This is a genomic window from Actibacterium sp. 188UL27-1 (assembly GCF_016901225.1).
Taxonomy (GTDB): Bacteria; Pseudomonadota; Alphaproteobacteria; order Rhodobacterales; family Rhodobacteraceae; genus 188UL27-1.
On the sequence record NZ_JAFEUL010000016.1, the window covers coordinates 24680 to 43252 of the forward strand.

16 protein-coding genes are annotated in these 18573 nt (G+C 61.1%); 13 read left to right on the forward strand and 3 right to left on the reverse strand.

Features of this window, described 5'->3' with window-relative positions:
- Positions 1-88 precede the first annotated feature (88 nt).
- The 6 genes from IU397_RS17535 (at position 89) to IU397_RS17560 (ending at position 7668) form a co-directional block, all read left to right on the forward strand.
- On the forward strand, positions 89-1852 hold the full coding sequence (locus IU397_RS17535; RefSeq protein WP_204416265.1) for a phosphate ABC transporter substrate-binding/OmpA family protein: 1764 nt from the start codon (positions 89-91) through the stop codon (positions 1850-1852).
- A 363-nt stretch (positions 1853-2215) separates the two neighbouring features.
- Positions 2216-3823, forward strand: coding sequence for a peptide ABC transporter substrate-binding protein (locus IU397_RS17540; protein WP_204416267.1), 1608 nt, complete (start codon positions 2216-2218; stop codon positions 3821-3823).
- Positions 3824-3880: 57 nt separating this feature from the next.
- Positions 3881-4804: an oligopeptide ABC transporter permease OppB gene (gene oppB / locus IU397_RS17545; protein WP_204416269.1), complete on the forward strand. Its 924-nt coding sequence runs from the start codon at positions 3881-3883 to the stop codon at positions 4802-4804.
- A gap of 3 nt (positions 4805-4807) precedes the next feature.
- Positions 4808-5725 carry an ABC transporter permease subunit gene (locus IU397_RS17550; protein ID WP_204416271.1) on the forward strand — a complete coding sequence of 306 codons (918 nt, stop codon included), beginning with the start codon at positions 4808-4810 and terminating at the stop codon, positions 5723-5725.
- A 1-nt stretch (position 5726) separates the two neighbouring features.
- Entirely contained in the window at positions 5727-6701 is a 975-nt protein-coding gene (locus IU397_RS17555) for an oligopeptide/dipeptide ABC transporter ATP-binding protein (protein WP_204416273.1), read from the forward strand.
- Positions 6694-7668 carry an oligopeptide/dipeptide ABC transporter ATP-binding protein gene (locus tag IU397_RS17560; RefSeq protein WP_204416275.1) on the forward strand — a complete coding sequence of 325 codons (975 nt, stop codon included), beginning with the start codon at positions 6694-6696 and terminating at the stop codon, positions 7666-7668. Before IU397_RS17555 ends, IU397_RS17560 begins: the two co-directional genes overlap by 8 nt.
- Positions 7669-7726: 58 nt before the next feature.
- Here IU397_RS17560 and IU397_RS17565 read toward each other — a convergent pair whose 3' ends face one another.
- Positions 7727-8287: a hypothetical protein gene (locus tag IU397_RS17565; RefSeq protein ID WP_204416277.1), complete on the reverse strand. Its 561-nt coding sequence runs from the start codon at positions 8285-8287 to the stop codon at positions 7727-7729.
- A 106-nt stretch (positions 8288-8393) separates the two neighbouring features.
- Here IU397_RS17565 and IU397_RS17570 point away from each other — a divergent pair, with 106 nt between their 5' ends.
- From IU397_RS17570 to IU397_RS17595, 6 genes are all read left to right on the forward strand, one after another.
- Entirely contained in the window at positions 8394-9656 is a 1263-nt protein-coding gene (locus IU397_RS17570; protein WP_204416279.1) for an Hsp70 family protein, read from the forward strand.
- Positions 9657-9704: 48 nt separating this feature from the next.
- Positions 9705-10802, forward strand: a complete 1098-nt coding sequence (mtnA, locus tag IU397_RS17575; protein WP_204416281.1) for an S-methyl-5-thioribose-1-phosphate isomerase — start codon at positions 9705-9707, stop codon at positions 10800-10802.
- Between the two features lie 89 nt (positions 10803-10891).
- Positions 10892-11794 carry an L-threonate dehydrogenase gene (ltnD, locus tag IU397_RS17580; protein WP_204416380.1) on the forward strand — a complete coding sequence of 301 codons (903 nt, stop codon included), beginning with the start codon at positions 10892-10894 and terminating at the stop codon, positions 11792-11794.
- On the forward strand, positions 11794-13026 hold the full coding sequence (gene otnK / locus IU397_RS17585; RefSeq protein ID WP_204416283.1) for a 3-oxo-tetronate kinase: 1233 nt from the start codon (positions 11794-11796) through the stop codon (positions 13024-13026). Before ltnD ends, otnK begins: the two co-directional genes overlap by 1 nt.
- A complete protein-coding gene (locus IU397_RS17590) occupies positions 13023-13670 on the forward strand; it encodes an aldolase (protein WP_204416285.1) in 648 nt (215 codons plus the stop codon). Before otnK ends, IU397_RS17590 begins: the two co-directional genes overlap by 4 nt.
- Positions 13667-14425, forward strand: coding sequence for a hydroxypyruvate isomerase family protein (locus IU397_RS17595; RefSeq protein ID WP_204416287.1), 759 nt, complete (start codon positions 13667-13669; stop codon positions 14423-14425). Before IU397_RS17590 ends, IU397_RS17595 begins: the two co-directional genes overlap by 4 nt.
- Here IU397_RS17595 and IU397_RS17600 read toward each other — a convergent pair.
- The gene (locus tag IU397_RS17600) at positions 14411-15325 is read right to left on the reverse strand and encodes a hydrogen peroxide-inducible genes activator (RefSeq protein WP_204416289.1); all 915 of its coding nucleotides are present in this window, start codon (positions 15323-15325) and stop codon (positions 14411-14413) included. The genes IU397_RS17595 and IU397_RS17600 overlap by 15 nt on opposite strands.
- 178 nt (positions 15326-15503) lie before the next feature.
- Here IU397_RS17600 and katG point away from each other — a divergent pair, with 178 nt between their 5' ends.
- The gene (gene katG, locus IU397_RS17605; protein ID WP_204416291.1) at positions 15504-17729 is read left to right on the forward strand and encodes a catalase/peroxidase HPI; all 2226 of its coding nucleotides are present in this window, start codon (positions 15504-15506) and stop codon (positions 17727-17729) included.
- Between the two features lie 84 nt (positions 17730-17813).
- On the opposite strand, the gene IU397_RS17610 is transcribed toward katG, so the two are convergent.
- Entirely contained in the window at positions 17814-18437 is a 624-nt protein-coding gene (locus IU397_RS17610) for a LysE family translocator (protein ID WP_204416293.1), read from the reverse strand.
- Positions 18438-18573: the final 136 nt, after the last annotated feature.

The following is an 18573-nucleotide window of genomic DNA, read 5'->3' on the forward strand; positions in this document are numbered from 1 at the left end:
CACCAACGAACGAGAGCCAGCCAACGACGTCCGGCTCTCATCCTCGCCTTAAAAACGACCGGGCGACAAAAGTGAAAGAGGCCACGATATGCAAAAATCTCTGAAATTTTCGGTGACGGCCGCCCTCATGCTTACCGTCGCCCATGTTGCAAGCGCCGACGAGGTTAAATTGCAGTCGGACGACAACTCCATCAACCTGTCCGGTGACCTGATCGACTTCAAGAACGGGGTTTACTTCATCCGGACGGACCTTGGCGCCCTGCGGATTAGCGCAGACCGGGTGAACTGCATCGGTGCGGCCTGCCCTGACCTCGAAGGCCAGGAAGCGGTCGTGAACGATCAGGTGCGTCTGCGGACCGACGATGGCTCGATCGAGCTGGAAGGCCGATTGGTGAAGTTCGAAGATGAAACCTATTTCGTGGAAACCACCATCGGTGACTTCCAACTTGCATCGGACGGCGTTCAGTGTGTGGGGGAAGCGTGCCCTGCCGTGAACCTGGATGTTCGGGAATTCATGATCTCGTCCTCCAACGAACTGACCCGCAACCTGATACCCGGCCTTGTGGATGGTTATGCCGACTATCTGAATGCGTCGCAGGAGCGGACAACCGATGCATCCGGTATCGAGGCGATCCAGCTGGCCAGTGCTAGCGGCGATACGGAGGCGACGATCCAGTTGGCTTCCAGCGACTCTGCCACCGCGTTCAATCAGTTGGTTGACGGTGAATCGACGCTCGCGGCCACCACTCGCGCCGTGGCCACCGAAGAGTTGAACCAGTTGATCGGTCTGAACGCCGACGACCTGGCCCGTGCCCGCAGCGAAAACGTGCTTGCCCTTGATGGTTTGGCCATCGTGGTCGCTCCCGACAACCCTGTCCGGGCGATCAGCGAGGCCGATATCGCCCGCATATTTTCGGGTGAGATCACGAACTGGGCCGAGATCGGGGGCAATGATGGCCCGATCTCCCTTTATGCCCGGAGCAAGGAAAGCGGTTCGGGATCGGTCTTCTTTGACCTGCTGATGGATCCCGCCCGTTCTACAATGAGCTTGGACGCGCAACTGCTGGGCTCTGACAGCGATGTCGCTGATGCCGTACAGGGCGACCCGGCCGGTATCGGCTTTACCAGCTTTTCAACACTGGGTGAGACCCGTCCCCTGGCAATCCGCGGTGAATGCGGGATCCAGACCCCGGCCACGGATTTCACGATCAAAACCGAGGAATATCCGCTGACCCGCCGCCTGTTCATGTATCGCCCGGGCGCCAGTATTCCAAAGGTGGCCAGCGAATTCCTGGATTATACCAAGACCGAAGAAGCCCAGGACATTATCACCACAGCTGGCTTCGTGGATCAGGGCGTGTCTGCTGTATCTGTGAACGAGCAAGGCCTGCGTTTCGTGGCCTCGGTCCTGCCATCGGAGGTCGATGTGACCTACGAACAGATCCAGGACATGATGCTCGAATTGGCTCCGGCCGACCGCGTTTCTTTGACATACCGCTTTGAACAGGGTTCGGCCCGCCTCGATACCCGGGCTGAGGCTGACATCATCCGCCTGGCCGAAATGATCAAGCGCGGCGATTTCAGCAACAAGGAATTGCTGCTGATCGGTTTCACCGACTCCATCGGTTTGGGTGACCTGAACCTGGAACTGAGCCGCGCCCGGGCCGAACAGATCCGTGATGAACTGTTGCAAGCCATCGGAGAGGACGTGCCGGAGGATGTGGTCATCCGAGCAACGGGTTATGGCGAAATGTCTCCTCTCAGCTGCAACGACACGCTGAACGGGCGTCAGATCAACCGCCGCGTTGAACTTTGGACCAAGGACATCATCAGAAGCTCCACCAGCTTCTGATACACCCAGAACCATCCGTCAAAACAGGGCCCCGTCTTCAACATGAAGGCGGGGCCCTTTGCTGTCATGGCCGCAAATGCAGGCGAGGATACGCGTACTACCTGATGGAAGGTCGATCAAAAATCAGCCTGTGAAACGGGCGGCGCTGTTCAATTCTGCCATTTGGCTATTCACATCCGGCACAACTGGTTGAAAGCCGCCAAGAATACCGCGACGCGACGTTATTGCGAGCCGGGTGTTCTTGCATGCCCGTTGGCACACGATATGCTATGCTCAGTTATCAACCATTTGCCTCAGTTTTCAGCGATAGTCGGCGACATAAGACCGGCTTCGATAACGCGTATCAAAACATGGAGGATTCCAATGAAAAAAGCCCTCATCGTCTCGCTCTTGATGGGTTCATTCCTGACCCCAGTTGCCTGGGCCGATACCAAGGATGGCGTCGAACTGGCCGGGGAGCAGGTCTTCACGTACCGGGTCCTCGATGATATCAAATCATTCGATCCACAGATCAACACGGATGTGTCCGGGTCGGAGATCATGCGGGACCTGTTTGAGGGTCTTTACAATGACGATGCCACCGGCGGTCAGGTGCCCGGCGCCGCCGAAAGTTTTGAGCTGTCAGACGACAAGCTGACCTACACATTCACGTTGCGCGAGGCGACCTGGTCCAATGGCGATCCGGTGACCGCCTCCGATTTCGTTTATGCATGGCAGCGGCTGGTTAACCCGGAATTCGCCTCGGAATATGCGTGGTATATGGAATTGATGGGCGTGGTGAACGCGGCTGCCGTGACCACCGGTGACATGCCGCTTGAGGAATTGGGCGTCGTGGCGGTTGATGATCAGACCCTTCAGGTGACCATCGATGCGCCCCGGCCCTATTTTATATCGATGTTGACCCATGCCTCGACATTTCCCGTGCCACAGGCCGTGGTCGAGGAAATGGGGGATCAATGGACGAAGCCCGGCAATCTGGTCGGCAACGGCGCCTATACCCTGACCTCCTACAGCCCTGGCGAGCAGGTCGTGCGCGAACGCAACCCGGCCTATTGGAACGATGCCGAAACCACGATCGACAAAACAGTGGCCCTGATCATCAACGATGAAAACCAGGCCCTCACCCGGTATCTGGCCGGTGAATTGGACAAGACCGAGGTGCCCGCGGGCCAATACCCGCGGCTTGAAGAGGAATATCCTGATCAGGCGCATTCCTTCCCGCGGTCCTGTTCGTATATCTACATGTATAACCTTGGCGAAAGCGGGCCTGAATACCTAAAAGATCTCCGCGTGCGCCAGGCCCTGTCCTATGCCGTGAATCGCGACATTATCGTCGATAACGTCCTGCAAGGCGGTCAATATCCATCTTACAACTGGACGCATCAGGCGACGACCGGCTTTCAAATGCCGGACCTCGAATGGGCCAGCTGGACCCAGGAAGAGCGCGACGCCAAGGCCGTGGAGTTACTGACCGAAGCCGGTTATGGCCCTGACAATCCGCTAACGGTCAAACTGTCCTACAATACGGATGAAGGGCACAAAAAGATTGCCATCGCCGCTTCGCAGTTCCTGAAAAAGACGCTGGGCGTAAATGTCGAGTTGTCGAACTCTGAATGGAAGGTGCACTTGGACAATCTGCGCCAGGGCAACTTTGAACTGGCCCGCTACGCGTGGTGCGGCGACTATAACGAACCCTCCACCTATCTGGGCCTCTTCACCAGCAATTCCGGCCACAACAATGGCAAATATTCCAACCCGGAATTTGATCGGCTGTTGGAGGAATCCAAAACCCAGGCCGATCCCAGCGCCAGCTACCTGGCCGCCGAAACCCTCCTGATGGAGGATATGCCCATGATCCCGATCTACCAGTACACGACCGTGATCATGCTGGATGAAACCGTGAGGGGCTGGCCCTTCGAAAACCTGATGCAGAACTGGTATTCGCGCGACCTTTACATCGCAGCCGAATAACGGCGATCGGGGCTGCCCCGTGCAGCCCCACCTTCAGTCTGTATCGGAACGTCCCAAATGCTTATCTTTATCGCAAAGCGCCTGACGGTCGCGATCCCAACCCTGTTGGTCCTGATCGTGCTGTCTTTTGTGCTGATGCATGCCGCGCCCGGCGGCCCCTTCACCCAGGAACGCGCGCTGCCCCCGGAAGTCTTGGCCAATATCGAGGCGAAATACGGGTTGGACCAGCCCCTGTGGCGGCAGATCGGAACCTATCTGATCAATGTCACGACGCAGTTCGATTTCGGCCCGTCCTTCATCTACAAGGACCGGACAGTGAATGAGATCATTGCCAACGGCTTTCCCATCACCCTGACCTACGGCGGGATCTCTTTCGTGGTCGCCGTGCTGGCTGGCTGCACCCTTGGCGCATTGGCGGGCGTCTACCAGAACACCTGGCTGGATTACCTGGCGGTCGGCATCTCCATCGGGGCGCAGGTTTTGCCGAATTTCGTGATGGCGCCGATCCTGGTGTTGATTTTCACGCTCTGGCTGGGCTGGCTGCCAGGGGGCGGTTGGCAAGGGGGCCAGTGGCAATACCTGATCATGCCCGTCATCGCGCTATCGACCAGCTTCATGGCCTCCATCGCGCGGATCACCCGGTCATCGATGCTGGAAGTTTTGAACTCCAACCACATCCGCACCGCGCGCGCCAAGGGGTTACCCATCCGGCAAATCATCCTGCGGCACGCCCTGAAACCGGCGATGTTGCCCGTGATCTCCTATCTTGGGCCCGCTTTCGTGACGATGATCACAGGATCGGTCGTGGTGGATTTCTTTTTCAACACGGGCGGGATCGGGCTGTCTTTCGTCAACGCGGCCCTCAACCGGGATTATGCCGTCATGATGGGTGTCACCATCCTCGTCGGCGCCCTCACCATCCTGTTCAATCTGATCGTGGATATCCTCTACGCCTGGATCGACCCGAAAATCAGGTACTGAACCATGGCTGTCAGCAGCACAGATATCTCCAGCGCCACCACAGAGACAGAGGTCAAGGGCCGCTCCCTTTGGGCCGATGCCCGCAAGCGGTTCTTTCGCAACTATGCCGCCGTGGGTGGGCTGATCGTTCTGATTCTCGTCGGTCTGTTTGCCCTGTTCGGCCCCTGGATCGCGCGGTTCGAGATTGACGAGATCGACTTCACCGCCATCGGCAACGCTGCCCAGATGGGCCGCCCCTCCATCGAGACGGGCCATTACTTCGGCACCGACGATCTGGGGCGGGACATCTTTGCACGCACTGTGCAAGGCACCCAGATCTCCCTCCTGGTTGGGCTGGTCGGTGCGGGCATCGCGGTCCTGGTCGGCACGGTCTACGGGGCGGTGGCGGGCTATGTCGGCGGGCGCACCGATGGCATCATGATGCGGCTTGTCGATGTGTTGATGGCGATCCCTTATATGTTCGTTCTGATCCTGTTGCTGGTCATGTTTGGCCGGTCGATGATCATGCTCTTCGTGGGCATCGGTCTGCTATCCTGGCTGGACATGAGCCGCATCGTCCGCGGCCAGACCCTATCCCTGAAAAACAGGGAGTTTATAGAGGCTGCGCGCGCCACCGGTGTCTCCACCGCCAAGATCATCACCCGCCATATCATTCCCAACCTGCTGGGCGTCGTCGCCGTTTATGCCACCCTGCTGGTGCCGCTGATGATCCTGGCGGAAAGCTTTATCTCGTTCCTTGGCCTTGGCGTGCAGGAACCGTTGACCTCCTGGGGCGCGCTCATCCGCGAAGGGGCGGGCACCATGCGTTACGGCACGCTTTGGCAACTAGGCTATCCGCTCTTTTTCTTCGTCATCACCCTTTTCGGGTTCTTTTTTGTGGGCGACGGGCTGCGCGACGCGCTCGACCCAAAGGATCGCTGATATGGCCCTGCTGAGTGTTGAAGATCTGGGCGTCCAGTTCAAAACCAATGACGGCACCGTCAATGCCGTCAACGGGATCAGCTTTGACGTTGAAGCCGGTGCGAGCCTTGCAATCGTCGGGGAAAGCGGGTCGGGCAAAAGCCAGACCGCCTTTGCCATCATGGGCCTTCTGGCGGGCAATGGCGTGGCCAGCGGATCTGTCATGCTAGATGGGGAGGAGATCCTGAACAGTCCGCCCGTAGCCCTGAACCAGATCCGCGCGGCCGAGATCGGGATGGTGTTCCAGGACCCGATGACATCGCTGAACCCCTATATGCGCGTCTCCGATCAGATGGCCGAGGTGCTGGTCCACCACAAGGGGATGTCCAAGCGCGACGCCGTGGCAGAAGCCATCGCGATGCTCGACGCAGTCCGCATCCCCAGCGCGGCCGAGCGCATCCGCCTCTATCCGCATGAATTCTCCGGCGGGATGCGCCAGCGGGTGATGATCGCGATGGCCCTGCTCGCCCGCCCCCGCGTGCTGATCGCGGATGAGCCGACCACCGCGCTCGACGTCACGGTCCAGGCGCAGATCATGGATGTGTTTGCCGACTTGCGCCGCGATTTCGGTATGGCGGTGATCCTGATCACCCATGATCTGGGCGTGGTCGCTGGCTTCTCCGAAGAGGTCATCGTCATGTATGGCGGCCGCATTATGGAACAGGCCAAGACCGACGCGATCTTTGCCCATCCCCGCCACCCCTATACCGGCGGCTTGCTGGCGGCGATCCCGCGGCTGGATACCACCAATGATGAGCTTTACAGCATTCCCGGCAACCCACCCAACATGCTGCGTCCGCCGGTCGGTTGCCCGTTCAACCCGCGGTGCTCCAGCGCGTCAGATCAATGCCGTGCCACCATCCCGCCCCTGGAGCAAATCGGCGGTGGCCACAGCCGCGCCTGTTTCCACCCGATCGAGGAAAGCCTAAGTGCCTGATCTTCTGTCTGTCGAAAACCTCGCCGTCACCTTTGACATCCCCCGCCGCAACGCCTTTCCATGGAGCGAACCGCTCAGCCTGCGCGCCGTCAATGGCGTCGAATTCACCCTCCAACAGGGGGAGACGCTGGGCATCGTCGGCGAATCTGGTTGTGGCAAATCCACCCTCGCCCGCGCCCTGATCCGGATGGTGCCAAGCGCCGGGCGCGCGGTTTGGATGGGCGACACGGATCTGCTTTCCCTCACCCCGCAGGAGATGCTGAAATACCGGTCCGAGATCCAGATGGTGTTCCAGGACCCGCTGGCCGCCCTTGACCCGCGCATGACGGTCGGCAGCATCATAGCGGAGCCGCTGAAAACCCACCGCCCCGACCTGACCAGCGCCCAGGTCAAGGAACGGGTCCGTGTCGCAATGGAGCAGGTCAGCCTGCACCCCAATCAGATCAACAAATATCCGCACGAATTTTCCGGCGGCCAGTGTCAGCGCATCGGCATCGCCCGCGCCCTGGTGGTGGAGCCCAAGCTGATCATTTGCGATGAACCGGTTTCCGCCCTCGATGTGTCCATCCAGGCGCAGGTGATCAACCTGCTGATGAAACTGCAACGCGAGATGAACCTGTCGCTCATCTTCATCGCCCATGATCTGAGCGTGGTGAAACATGTCTCTCACAGGGTCATGGTCCTTTACCTGGGCCGCGTGATGGAAATCGCAGACCGCGATACGTTGTTTGCCGACCCCAAACACCCCTACACCAAGGCGCTGCTCTCCGCCGTGCCGATCCCCGACCCCCGCATCGAACGCGACCGTAAAGTGATGATGCTGGACGGAGAACTCCCGAGCCCGCTTGACCCGCCCTCGGGCTGCGTGTTCCGCACCCGCTGTCCCATCGCCAAGGACGTCTGCGCCGAAACCCCGCCCCGCCTGGTTGGCGACACCCACAAAACCGCCTGCCATTTCGCCGAATAACTAAATATTTCTAGCGCAGTCATCACCATCGCATCGGCAGATGCCGGTTGAACCTGTCTTAGGGTTTCTTTCTGAATTCGCAGATCGGTTTTCCAAGGTCCTGCAGGTAACACGCCCGATATCCACCTTTAAGGTCCCCGACGGGAACCTGAATCTCAACCTTAGTTCTGGCGCGGATGATCCGCTGACAGGGATAGATGCCGTGTTCGGTCGTGAAACACTGGTGGTCCCTGAAATCTCGGTTGCCAATCTTGACCTCAAAAACGATATCGACGTCGCAATCGTTTTCAAAAGCTAAGGTACCGCTGTCGTCATTCTGCGGAATAAGACACTGCACCTGCGCTTGGGCCAGCTGGCCCGAAAGGCAGATAAAAAGGGTGATGAGGACCCACCGCAGATGTTGCTGTTTGTGCGCTTTCCGATGTCGTTGGTTCTGCATGCACTCCCCATGTGTTGCGGCCTCAATTGCGGCAAACCTATCGCGTTTCCAACCAAGACGACCAGCCTCCGCTGGCGCCATAGCCTTATTACACAATCCGCGACCGCCAACGATCTTGTGCTGAGCCATCGACACGGTACGATTTCGGACGCGCAACAGGGCGACCATCGGTGTCGTCATACAGACCAACCGAGCGCTCCAGTTCTGCGACAGGCAAACCAAAGCTTGATGCCAGGGCCCGCTTGCTTTACCCGCCCATATCTCCCCAATTCGATGGAGTCGTGCCATGACAACGCGCAGCACAGCGGCAACGCTGGGAATTGACTTTGGAACGTCGAACTCCGCTGCAGGGATCCTGCTAGATGGCAAGCCCCACCTGATTGAGCTTGAGGCGGGCCACCAGACCGTCCCAACAGCTCTCTTCTTTGATTTTGTCGCGCGTAAAGTTCTCTACGGAAATGCCGCGAGTAAAGCTTTGGTTGCGGGCGAAGAGGGGCGTTTTATGCGCGCGCTAAAAAGCGTGCTCGGCACCGCCCTGATGCGCGAAACGCGCCACTTGATGAACGAAACGTTGACCTTTATCGACATCATCAGCCGCTTCCTGGCCGAGGTCAAAACCCGGGCCGAGGCCGCCACCGGTCAGACCTTCGACTATGCGCTGTCAGGCCGCCCGGTGCATTTCCATTCCACCGATGAAAAGCGCAACATCCAGGCCGCCATCGACTTGCGCGATTGCTACGCCGCGGCGGGATTCAAGGATGTCCAGTTCATGTTCGAGCCAGAGGCCGCCGCACGCGCCTATGGCCCCTTGCCCGGCGACCGCTCTATAGGTCTGATCGTCGATATCGGGGGCGGCACGTCGGACTTTTCGCTGTTTCGTAACGCGCCGGGTGGCGGGGCAGAGATCATCGTCAACCACGGCACCCGGGTTGGCGGTACAGATTTTGACCGCAGCCTCAGCGTCGATCATGTGATGCCGCTCTTTGGGCGCGGTGCGCAGATCCGCAAGGAATTAGGGGCCGGGCTGCTTACCGCGCCTAACGCGATGTTCCAGGACCTGGCCACCTGGGAAAAGATCCCATTTCTGTACGCTGGGACAACGCGGCGCGATGTCCGCCAGTTGCAGAAACTCGCGGTCGAGCCGCTGTTTTTCGAACGTCTCGGCGCGGTGTTGGACAATGAGCTGGGCCATGATGTCGCCTTCGCCGTCGAACGGGGCAAGATCGCAACCAATGCCAATGGCGCCGGTTCTGTTGATCTGGGTGTCGTCGAACCGAGGCTGACCGCGCCCCTGACCGGGGACAGCCTCACCCAATCGCTGGACGGATATGCCAGCAAAATCTGCGAGGCAGCGGCAGAAACGCTGACCCTTGCCCAGTGCCGTACCGGTGATGTGGACACGGTCATCTTTGTCGGCGGCTCCAGCCTCATGTCGATCGTCGAAACCCGCATTGCGCGGCAATTTCCCAATGCGACGCTCAACTACGCCAATGCCTTCACCGCCGTCATCGACGGATTGGCGATCTCCTCCGCGACCGCCTTTCAGTAGCCCACCAACCCCGCTATGGTCGCGCTAACGGCCATTGGGAGATGCGGGATGAAAGTCGGCGAGACCCATTACAGATCCATCTGGCGAGACGGTGAAACCGGTGCCGTGCGCATCATCGACCAGCGCTGGCTGCCCCATGAATTTCGGGTCGTCACCCTGAAAACCCGGGAAGAATTCGCAACTGCCATCCGGGACATGTGGGTGCGCGGCGCCCCCCTGATTGGCGCGACCGCCGCCTATGGCATGGCCGAACAGATGGCGCGCGATCCTTCGGATGCTTCACTAAATGAAACATGGGACGTGCTGCATCAGACCCGCCCCACGGCCATCAACCTGCGATGGGCGCTCGACCGGATGCGCACCCACTTGCGCCCCCTGCCCGACGCGGCCCGCGCCGACGCTGCCTTCCAGAGGGCCGCTGACATTTGCGATGAAGATGTCGAGATCAACCGCCAGATCGGTCTTAACGGCCTATCTTTGATCAAGGAGGTCGCCGCCAAGAAGGCCCCAGGCGACCCGGTCCGCATCCTCACCCATTGCAATGCCGGTTGGATTGCCACCGTCGACTGGGGCACCGCGACCTCCCCCATCTATCACGGGAAGGAGGCCGGGATTCCCGTTCATGTCTTTGTCGATGAGACCCGCCCCCGCAACCAGGGCGCCTTGCTGACGGCGTGGGAAATGGTGGGCAATGGCGTGCCACATGACCTGATCGTGGACAATGCGGGCGGCCACCTGATGCAACATGGCGAGGTTGATATGGTCATCGTCGGCACTGACCGCACGACCGCATCAGGCGATGTCTGCAACAAGATCGGAACGTATCTGAAGGCGCTGGCCGCCCATGACAACGGCATCCCGTTCTACGTGGCGCTGCCATCGCCCACCATCGACTGGACCATATCGGATGGCCTGGCCGAGATCCCGATTGAGGAACGGACCGGCACCGAGGTGACCCGCGTTCAGGGCAAGCTCGCGGATGGCACCACGACAGAGGTGCAGATCTCCCCAGATGCCACGCCCGGCCGCAACCCAGCCTTTGACGTGACGCCCGCCCGCCTTGTCACGGGCCTGATCACCGAGCGCGGCATCTGCGACGCCTCTGCCAAAGGGTTGGCCGACCTCTTTCCGGAACATGCGAAGTAGTAAGCTCAGTGCCTTGCATCAGCCCCGCCCTGCGCATTAACGTATACATTAACACAGATCACTGGATCTATTCAGACGGGAGCAGACCCCTGACCAACCCTTCGAAAATCGCTGTCTTTGGCCTTGGCTCCATGGGCTACGGCATGGCCGCCTCCCTGGTCGCCGCCGGACACACCACGTTTGGCTTTGATGTCCGCCCTGAGCAGATGGACCGTTTCCGCAGTGACGGTGGGACGGCGGGCGCGCTGGCGGATGTCGCCCCCGACCTGGATACTGTCGTTGTCGTCGTCCTGAACGCGGCACAGACAGAGGCGGTCTTGTTTGGAGAGGCAGGTATTGCGCCACACCTGAAACCCGGCGCAGTCGTCATGGCCTGCGCCACGGTCTCCCCGGATTTCGCCCGGCAGATGGAGGCGCGCTGCACCGCCGCCGGTATTCACTATCTCGACGCACCCATCTCTGGCGGGTCGCTCAAAGCCGCAAAGGGCCAGCTTTCGATCATGGCGTCCGGGACGCCAGCCGCCTTTGACGCGGCCAAGCCGGTGCTGGATGCGACGGCCGAAACGGTGTTCCGCTTAGGCGACACCGCGGGGGCTGGGTCCGCCATGAAGGCCGTGAATCAACTGCTGGCAGGCGTTCACATCGCCGCCATGGCCGAGGCGATGACCTTTGGCATGACCCAGGGCGTCGATCCCGATCAGTTTGTCGAGGTGATCAGCAAATGCGCGGGCACGTCCTGGATGCTGGAAAACCGCGCGCCGCATATCGCGGCGGGCGATTATACGCCCCATAGCTCGGTCAATATCTGGCCCAAGGATCTGGGGATCGTGCTGGATATCGCCCGCGCTTCCAACTTTGGCGCTCCGATCACCGCCGCCGCACTGCAACAGTTCCTCGCTGCCGCCGGGATGGGCCTAGGGGCTGAAGATGACGCCGCCGTCGCCAAAGTGTACGCGCGCAATGCGGGCCTGACCTTGCCGGGGGAACGCTGATGCTGCTGGGCTGTATCGGCGACGATTTCACGGGCTCCAGCGATCTGGCAAACACGCTGGCCAAGGGTGGGATGCGCGCGGTGCAATATACCGGCATCCCGGACCAGCCCGCTGCTCCCGACGTGCAAGCCGGAGTGATTGCCTTGAAATCACGCTCCATCGACCCCGCCGACGCGGTTGCGCAATCGCTCGCCGCGCTCGACTGGCTCAAGGCGCAGGGGTGCCAGCAGTTCTTTTTCAAATATTGCTCCACCTTTGACAGCACGCCCCAGGGCAATATCGGCCCCGTCGCCGATGCCTTGGCCGCGGCTTTGGACGCGCATAAAGTCATCATCTGCCCCGCCTTTCCTGGCACCGGGCGGTCGGTCTACCAGGGGCATCTTTTCGTCAATGACACGCTGCTCAGCGAAAGCGGTATGCAGAACCACCCTCTGACACCCATGACGGACAGCGACCTGCGCCGCTGGCTCGCCCCTCAAACGCGCCATGCGGTCGGCTATGTCGGCGCGGCCCACGTCTTTGCCGGGGCTGCCGCTATCAGCGCCGCGCTTGAGGCCGAACATAAGGGGGGCAAGCGCCATATCGTGGTCGATGCCATCCGCGACGACGACCTGATCCAGATCGGCCGGGCTGCGCGTGACCTGCCCCTGATCACCGGGGGCTCCGGCGTGGCGCTTGGTCTCCCTGCCAATTTCGGGTGCAAGGCGGCCACCGCGCCATGGACCGGCCAGCCCGGCAGCGCCATCGCCCTGTCCGGCTCCTGCTCCATCGCCACGCGCGGCCAGGTCGCCCAACATCACGGTCCCACGCGGGAGGTGATCGCCGCCGATGTCATCGAAGGCAGCCTGACGGCCCAAGACCTGGCTGACTGGCTGCTGAACGCCGACGGCTTGCCGCTCGCCTACAGCTCCGCCGATCCCAGCGTCGTCCACCAAGTGCAACAGACCTATGGCCGCGAAAAAGCGTCTGACATGCTGGAGGCCTTCTTTGCCGAAACCGCCCGCCTCGCCGTCGCAGGTGGCGTCACCCGGGTGATTACGGCAGGCGGCGAAACCTCGGGCGCCATCGTCGAAGGCCTTGGTTTGACAACACTGGAGATCGGGCCAGAGATCGACCCCGGCGTCCCGGCTCTCCGTGCACGCCCCGACCTCGTCGTCGCGCTGAAATCCGGCAATTTCGGCGCGCCGGATTTCTTTGCCAAGGCCGATGCCCTCCTGGCGGGCTCCGCATGACGGAAACACAGTTGCGCGAACAGATCTGCCTGCTGGCCAAATCCCTGTTCGACCGGGGCCTGACCCATGGCAGCACTGGCAACATTTCGGCCCGGACCGAGGATGGCGGCCTGCTGGTTTCCCCCACGGGGACCAGCTTCGGGCGGCTTGACCCCGCAATGCTCAGCCGGTTCGACCCAGCCGGTCAACACGTCGATGGCGACAAGCCGACCAAGGAAATGCCCCTCCACACCGCCTTTTACGACACGCGCAGCACTGCTGGTGCGGTGGTCCACCTCCATAGCTGCCACTCCGTCGCCTGGTCGATGATGCCCGATGTCGACGCGGATAATTTCCTGCCGCCACTTACCCCCTATGCCATCATGAAGCTGGGCCGCGTGAAGCTCCTGCCCTTTTTCCTACCCGGTGATCCGGCGATGGGGGAGGCGGTGCGCGGCCTTGCTGGCAAACGCTCCGCCGTGATGCTGGCCAATCACGGCCCCGTCGTGGCCGGCAAGGACGTGGAGGCCGCCTGCCACGCCATTGAAGAGCTCGAAGACGGCGCCCGCCTCGCCATGATGATGCGTGGCGTCCCGGCGCGCGGCCTCACACCCGACCAGATCACGGCCCTGGTCACCAAATTCGATGTGGACTGGGACGCATGACGCAATTTTCTGCCAATCTGGGCTTTCTCTGGGCTGACCGGCCCCTGCCAGACGCGATCCGCGCCGCCAAGGCCGCCGGGTTCGACGCGGTCGAATGCCACTGGCCCTATGACATCCCCGCCGCCGAGACCCTGACGGCACTGCAGGAAACCGGCCTACCGATGCTAGGTCTCAACACACGTCGCGGCGATGTCGCTGGCGGCGAAAACGGCCTGTCGGCCCTACCCGGCCGTGAGGCCGACGCCCAGGTCGCCATAACCCAGGCCGTCGACTACGCCACCGCGATCGGTGCAGGCGCAATCCATGTCATGGCCGGTTTTTCCCGCGGCCCCAGAGGGCACAAGACCTTTCTGCGGAACCTGGAATTCGCAACCAAAACCGCAGGTGCTAAAACCATCCTGATTGAACCGTTGAACCGCCACGACGCGCCCGGATACTTCCTGCAAACCACCGACCAAGCCCGCGAGATCATCGCAGAACTTGCCGCACCCAACCTGAAACTGATGTTCGACTGCTACCATGTGGGCCGCACCGAAGGGGATGTGATCACCCGGCTGACAGACCTGCTGCCGATCATCGGGCATATCCAGTTCGCCTCTGTCCCCGACAGGGGCAGGCCCGACCATGGCGAATTGAACTATGCGGGTATTTTTGCGGCTATCGCGGATCTGGGTTGGGACGCGCCGCTGGGCGCAGAGTACAAACCCGGTGGGCCGACTGACGCGACCCTGGAATGGATGTCAGACCTCCGCTGAGGCAGCCCGCTGTTCCTCGGCGGATTGGCACACAATCTCGGCAATCTTGGTCAGCTGCGGGGCCAGGGGGCTGGTCCTGCGCCAGATCATACCCACCGTGCGCGAGGGTTGCGGGCTTTGGAACCGCCCAACCGATACAGGGGCCGACCGCGTTTCAACCGACAGGGCCATTTCGGGGATCAGCGTCACGCCGATACCTGCCCCCACCATCTGCACCAGCGTCGACAGGCTGCTGCCATCCAACCCGTCCCGCGGCATCGCCGACTGGATGTTGCAAAAGGACAGGGCCTGGTCGCGAAAACAATGCCCCTCCTCCAGCAGCAGCAATCGCATCTCGCGCAGCCGGTCGGGGCTGGGCACCGGCTCCCCGGCATCAGCCCCCGGACGGATCAGCACCATGTTTTCGGTGAACAACGCCACTTCCTCCAGCGACGCTTCCGAAACGGGCAGGGCCACGATGGCGGTATCCAGCCGACCCTCCAGCAACTCTTCGATCAACCGCGGCGTCACCGTTTCGCGCACATGGACATCAAGCCCCCCATGGACGCGGGTCAGATTGCTGATGATCCCCGGCAGCAGATAGGGCGCAATGGTCGGGATCACCCCGATCCGCAGCCGCCCCACCAGCCCCTTGCGGGCGGCGCGTGCCAGCTCTCCCAACTCATCGACCGACCGCAATATATCACTGACACGCAAGGCGAATTCCTCGCCAAAGCTGGTAAGCCGCACCTGCCGCGCGGCGCGTTCAAACAGGGGCGTGCCCAGCGTTTCCTCCAATTCCTTGATCTGGACCGACAAGGCAGGTTGCGAGATCGCACAAGTATCCGCCGCCCGCCCGAAATGTCCCTGCCGGGCCAGTGCTTCGAAATACTTTAACTGCTTCAGCGTCACATTCATCATAATACCAAGTTATGGAACTGATTAGAAATTGCAACTTAAGCCAATGGAACGGATCTGTTAGAACGATTCCAATAGCAGCGGAGGAGAGCCATGCATCACACATATCCATTGCCCGCCCCCGCCGCCGTAGCACCGGTTTGAACCCACTCAACACACCCAGCCACGATTGGAGAGCGACATGGACGGCAACGATATCGACAAGGCAGGCAAATGCCCGGTTATGGGCGGCGGCGTTTTGCACACAACATTCGGCGTGCAGTCCAACCGTGACTGGTGGCCCAACCAGCTGAACCTCAAGATCCTGCACCAGAACGCACCCGTGGCAGACCCGCTGGGCGCAGAATTCGATTATGCCGAAGAGTTCAACAAGCTGGACTTGGAAGCCCTGAAAAAAGACCTGACCGACCTGATGACCGACAGTCAGGCCTGGTGGCCCGCCGATTACGGCCATTACGGCCCGTTCTTCGTGCGCATGGCCTGGCACAGCGCCGGAACCTACCGCACCGCCGATGGCCGTGGGGGCTCCACCTCCGGCACCCAGCGGTTTGCGCCCCTGAACAGCTGGCCTGACAATGGCAACCTCGACAAGGCCCGCCGCCTGCTCTGGCCCCTCAAGCAGAAATACGGCAACCAGATCTCCTGGGCCGACCTGATGATCCTGGCCGGCAACGTCGCCATGGAGTCGATGGGGTTCAAGACCTTCGGCTTCGCCGGTGGACGGGCTGACATCTATGAGCCGGAAGAAGACATCTACTGGGGCGCGGAAAAGGAATGGCTTGAAGAGAGCGGCGGCCCCAACACACGCTACACCGGCGACCGGGAGCTGGAAAACCCGCTGGCCGCCGTCCAGATGGGCCTGATCTACGTCAATCCCGAAGGTCCCGATGGAAACCCCGATCCGCTCGCCTCGGCCCGGGACATCCGTGAAACCTTTGCCCGGATGGCCATGAATGACGAGGAAACCGTGGCTCTCACCGCCGGTGGTCACACATTCGGCAAGGCCCACGGCGCCGGTGACGTTGCCCATGTCGGCGCCGAACCAGAAGGCGCCCCGATGGAGGCGATGGGCCTTGGCTGGCTCAGCACGCACGAATCCGGCAGCGGTATCCACGCCATCACCAGCGGCATCGAAGGGCCCTGGACACCCACCCCAACCACCTGGGATCACAGCTATTTCACCGTACTCTTCGGGTATGAGTGGGAGCTGACCAAAAGCCCCGCCGGTGCCCATCAGTGGCAACCCAAGGGCCTGGCCGAGGATGATCACGCGCCCCAGGTCGATGGCAATGGCACGGTCAACCTGATGATGACCACCGCCGACATGGCCATGCGGATGGATCCGGCCTACGAAAAGATCTCGCGCGATTACCTGGCCAACCCTGAAAAGTTCGCCGATGCCTATGCCCGCGCCTGGTTCAAACTGACCCACCGCGACATGGGCCCGATCAGCCGCTATCTGGGCACAGAGGTCCCGTCCGAAGAGTTGATTTGGCAGGACCCGATCCCGGCGCCGGACCATGATCTGGTCAACGCACAGGATATCGCGGATCTCAAGGCGCAGGTGCTCGCCTCTGACCTGACCATCGCGGAACTGGTGACCACGGCCTGGGCCTCAGCCTCGACCTATCGGGGCTCCGACAAGCGCGGCGGTGCAAATGGCGCGCGCCTCCGCCTGGCCCCGCAAAAGGATTGGGAGGTCAACCAGCCCGCCCAATTGTCCAAGGTCCTGACCGTGCTGGAAGGCATCCAGACAGGGTTCAACGACGCACAGTCGGGCGGCAAAAAGATCTCGCTCGCTGACCTGATCGTGCTGGCGGGCAGCGCCGCGGTGGAAAAAGCGGCCAAGGATGCCGGTCACGACCTCGACGTGCCGTTCACCCCGGGCCGTGGCGACGCAACAGCCGAGCAGACCGATGCGGCTTCCTTTGACCCGCTCGAACCTGCCGCAGACGGCTTCCGCAACTATCTGAAGTCCGATTTCTCGATCTCGGCCGAGGAGTTGCTGGTCGACAAGGCCCAGTTGCTGACCCTCAGCGCGCCGGAAATGTCGGTGCTTGTCGGCGGCATGCGGATGTTGGAAGCCAACTTTGATCAGACCAAGCATGGCGTCTTCACCGATACGCCCGGCCAACTGACCAACGATTTCTTCCGCAACATCGTGGATATGGGTACCGAATGGAAAGCCATATCCGACCGGCAGGACGTCTTCGAGGGTCGCGACCGCGCCACCGGTGACCTCAAGTTCACCGGCACACGGGTCGATCTAGTCTTTGGATCCAACAGCCAGTTGCGCGCCATTGCCGAGGTTTATGCCCAGGACGATGCCAAGGACCGGTTCGCAGCCGACTTCATCGCCGCCTGGACCAAGGTCATGGATCTCGACCGGTTTGACGTGAAGCACTAACGATCAAACACAATGAATAAAGGGGCGCGGACCCACATCCGCGCCCCTTTATTGTCAGCAACCCCATTGCGATATCCGTCGGGTCTAGGTCTGCGGGATCGCGCGATATCCCTTGATCACCATGGCAAGGCCAACACCGAACAGGCCCATACCGCTCAAAAGATCGGGCTTCAGCCAGCGCCGCGTGGTGCGTCTGACCGCATGCATCGTCAACAGCGCATAGCCCAGGATCGACACCGCATCCAGAACGATGAAAATCGCGCCATACACCACGCTTTGCAGCAACACGTTATGGTCAGGCGAGATGAAGGCAGGGAACAACGCCACGAAAAAGACAATCGCCTTGGGATTGGCAACACAGGCGAAAAACCCGGCCCAGAACGTGGCACGGCCCGACGCTTTGGCAGGCTGGCCCACGGTGCCCTCCGCCCCGAACACCGTCTGATACGCCATGTAGAGTATGAAAATCCCGCCCGCGACCTGCAAGTAGGGCAGCACCATGTCAGACATGGCCATCAGGGCGGCCAGGCTGCTGACCGCGATCACGATATGCACGACGGTTCCCAACGCATCCCCCGCAGTGGCGACCAAAGCGGCCCGCGTTCCGTATTTCAGGGCCTGGGCTGTCGCAAAGGCCACGGATGGCCCCGGGACCACCAGGAACAACAGCGTTGTGGTCAAAAACGCCAGAAACAGAACCGGATCCATGATCACCCCATGCCATTGCCATCGCCGTGGGCACCGTAAAGCGTGTGCCTGTTGGCGTGTGTGGAAGCAGACAATACCCAAAGCCGGGCCGCCGCCACCCCCAATGCGCAGCACGCCACTGCTGTGCGATGCGACA

Coding starts and splice junctions, on each gene's coding strand:
- IU397_RS17535 (WP_204416265.1), top strand. CDS start 89: ATGCAAAAATCTCTGAAATTTTCGGTGACGGCCGCCCTCATGCTTACC.
- IU397_RS17540 (WP_204416267.1), top strand. CDS start 2,216: ATGAAAAAAGCCCTCATCGTCTCGCTCTTGATGGGTTCATTCCTGACC.
- oppB (WP_204416269.1), top strand. CDS start 3,881: ATGCTTATCTTTATCGCAAAGCGCCTGACGGTCGCGATCCCAACCCTG.
- IU397_RS17550 (WP_204416271.1), top strand. CDS start 4,808: ATGGCTGTCAGCAGCACAGATATCTCCAGCGCCACCACAGAGACAGAG.
- IU397_RS17555 (WP_204416273.1), top strand. CDS start 5,727: ATGGCCCTGCTGAGTGTTGAAGATCTGGGCGTCCAGTTCAAAACCAAT.
- IU397_RS17565 (WP_204416277.1), bottom strand. CDS start 8,287: ATGACGACACCGATGGTCGCCCTGTTGCGCGTCCGAAATCGTACCGTG.
- IU397_RS17570 (WP_204416279.1), top strand. CDS start 8,394: ATGACAACGCGCAGCACAGCGGCAACGCTGGGAATTGACTTTGGAACG.
- mtnA (WP_204416281.1), top strand. CDS start 9,705: ATGAAAGTCGGCGAGACCCATTACAGATCCATCTGGCGAGACGGTGAA.
- otnK (WP_204416283.1), top strand. CDS start 11,794: ATGCTGCTGGGCTGTATCGGCGACGATTTCACGGGCTCCAGCGATCTG.
- IU397_RS17590 (WP_204416285.1), top strand. CDS start 13,023: ATGACGGAAACACAGTTGCGCGAACAGATCTGCCTGCTGGCCAAATCC.
- IU397_RS17595 (WP_204416287.1), top strand. CDS start 13,667: ATGACGCAATTTTCTGCCAATCTGGGCTTTCTCTGGGCTGACCGGCCC.
- IU397_RS17600 (WP_204416289.1), bottom strand. CDS start 15,325: ATGATGAATGTGACGCTGAAGCAGTTAAAGTATTTCGAAGCACTGGCC.
- katG (WP_204416291.1), top strand. CDS start 15,504: ATGGACGGCAACGATATCGACAAGGCAGGCAAATGCCCGGTTATGGGC.
- IU397_RS17610 (WP_204416293.1), bottom strand. CDS start 18,437: ATGGATCCGGTTCTGTTTCTGGCGTTTTTGACCACAACGCTGTTGTTC.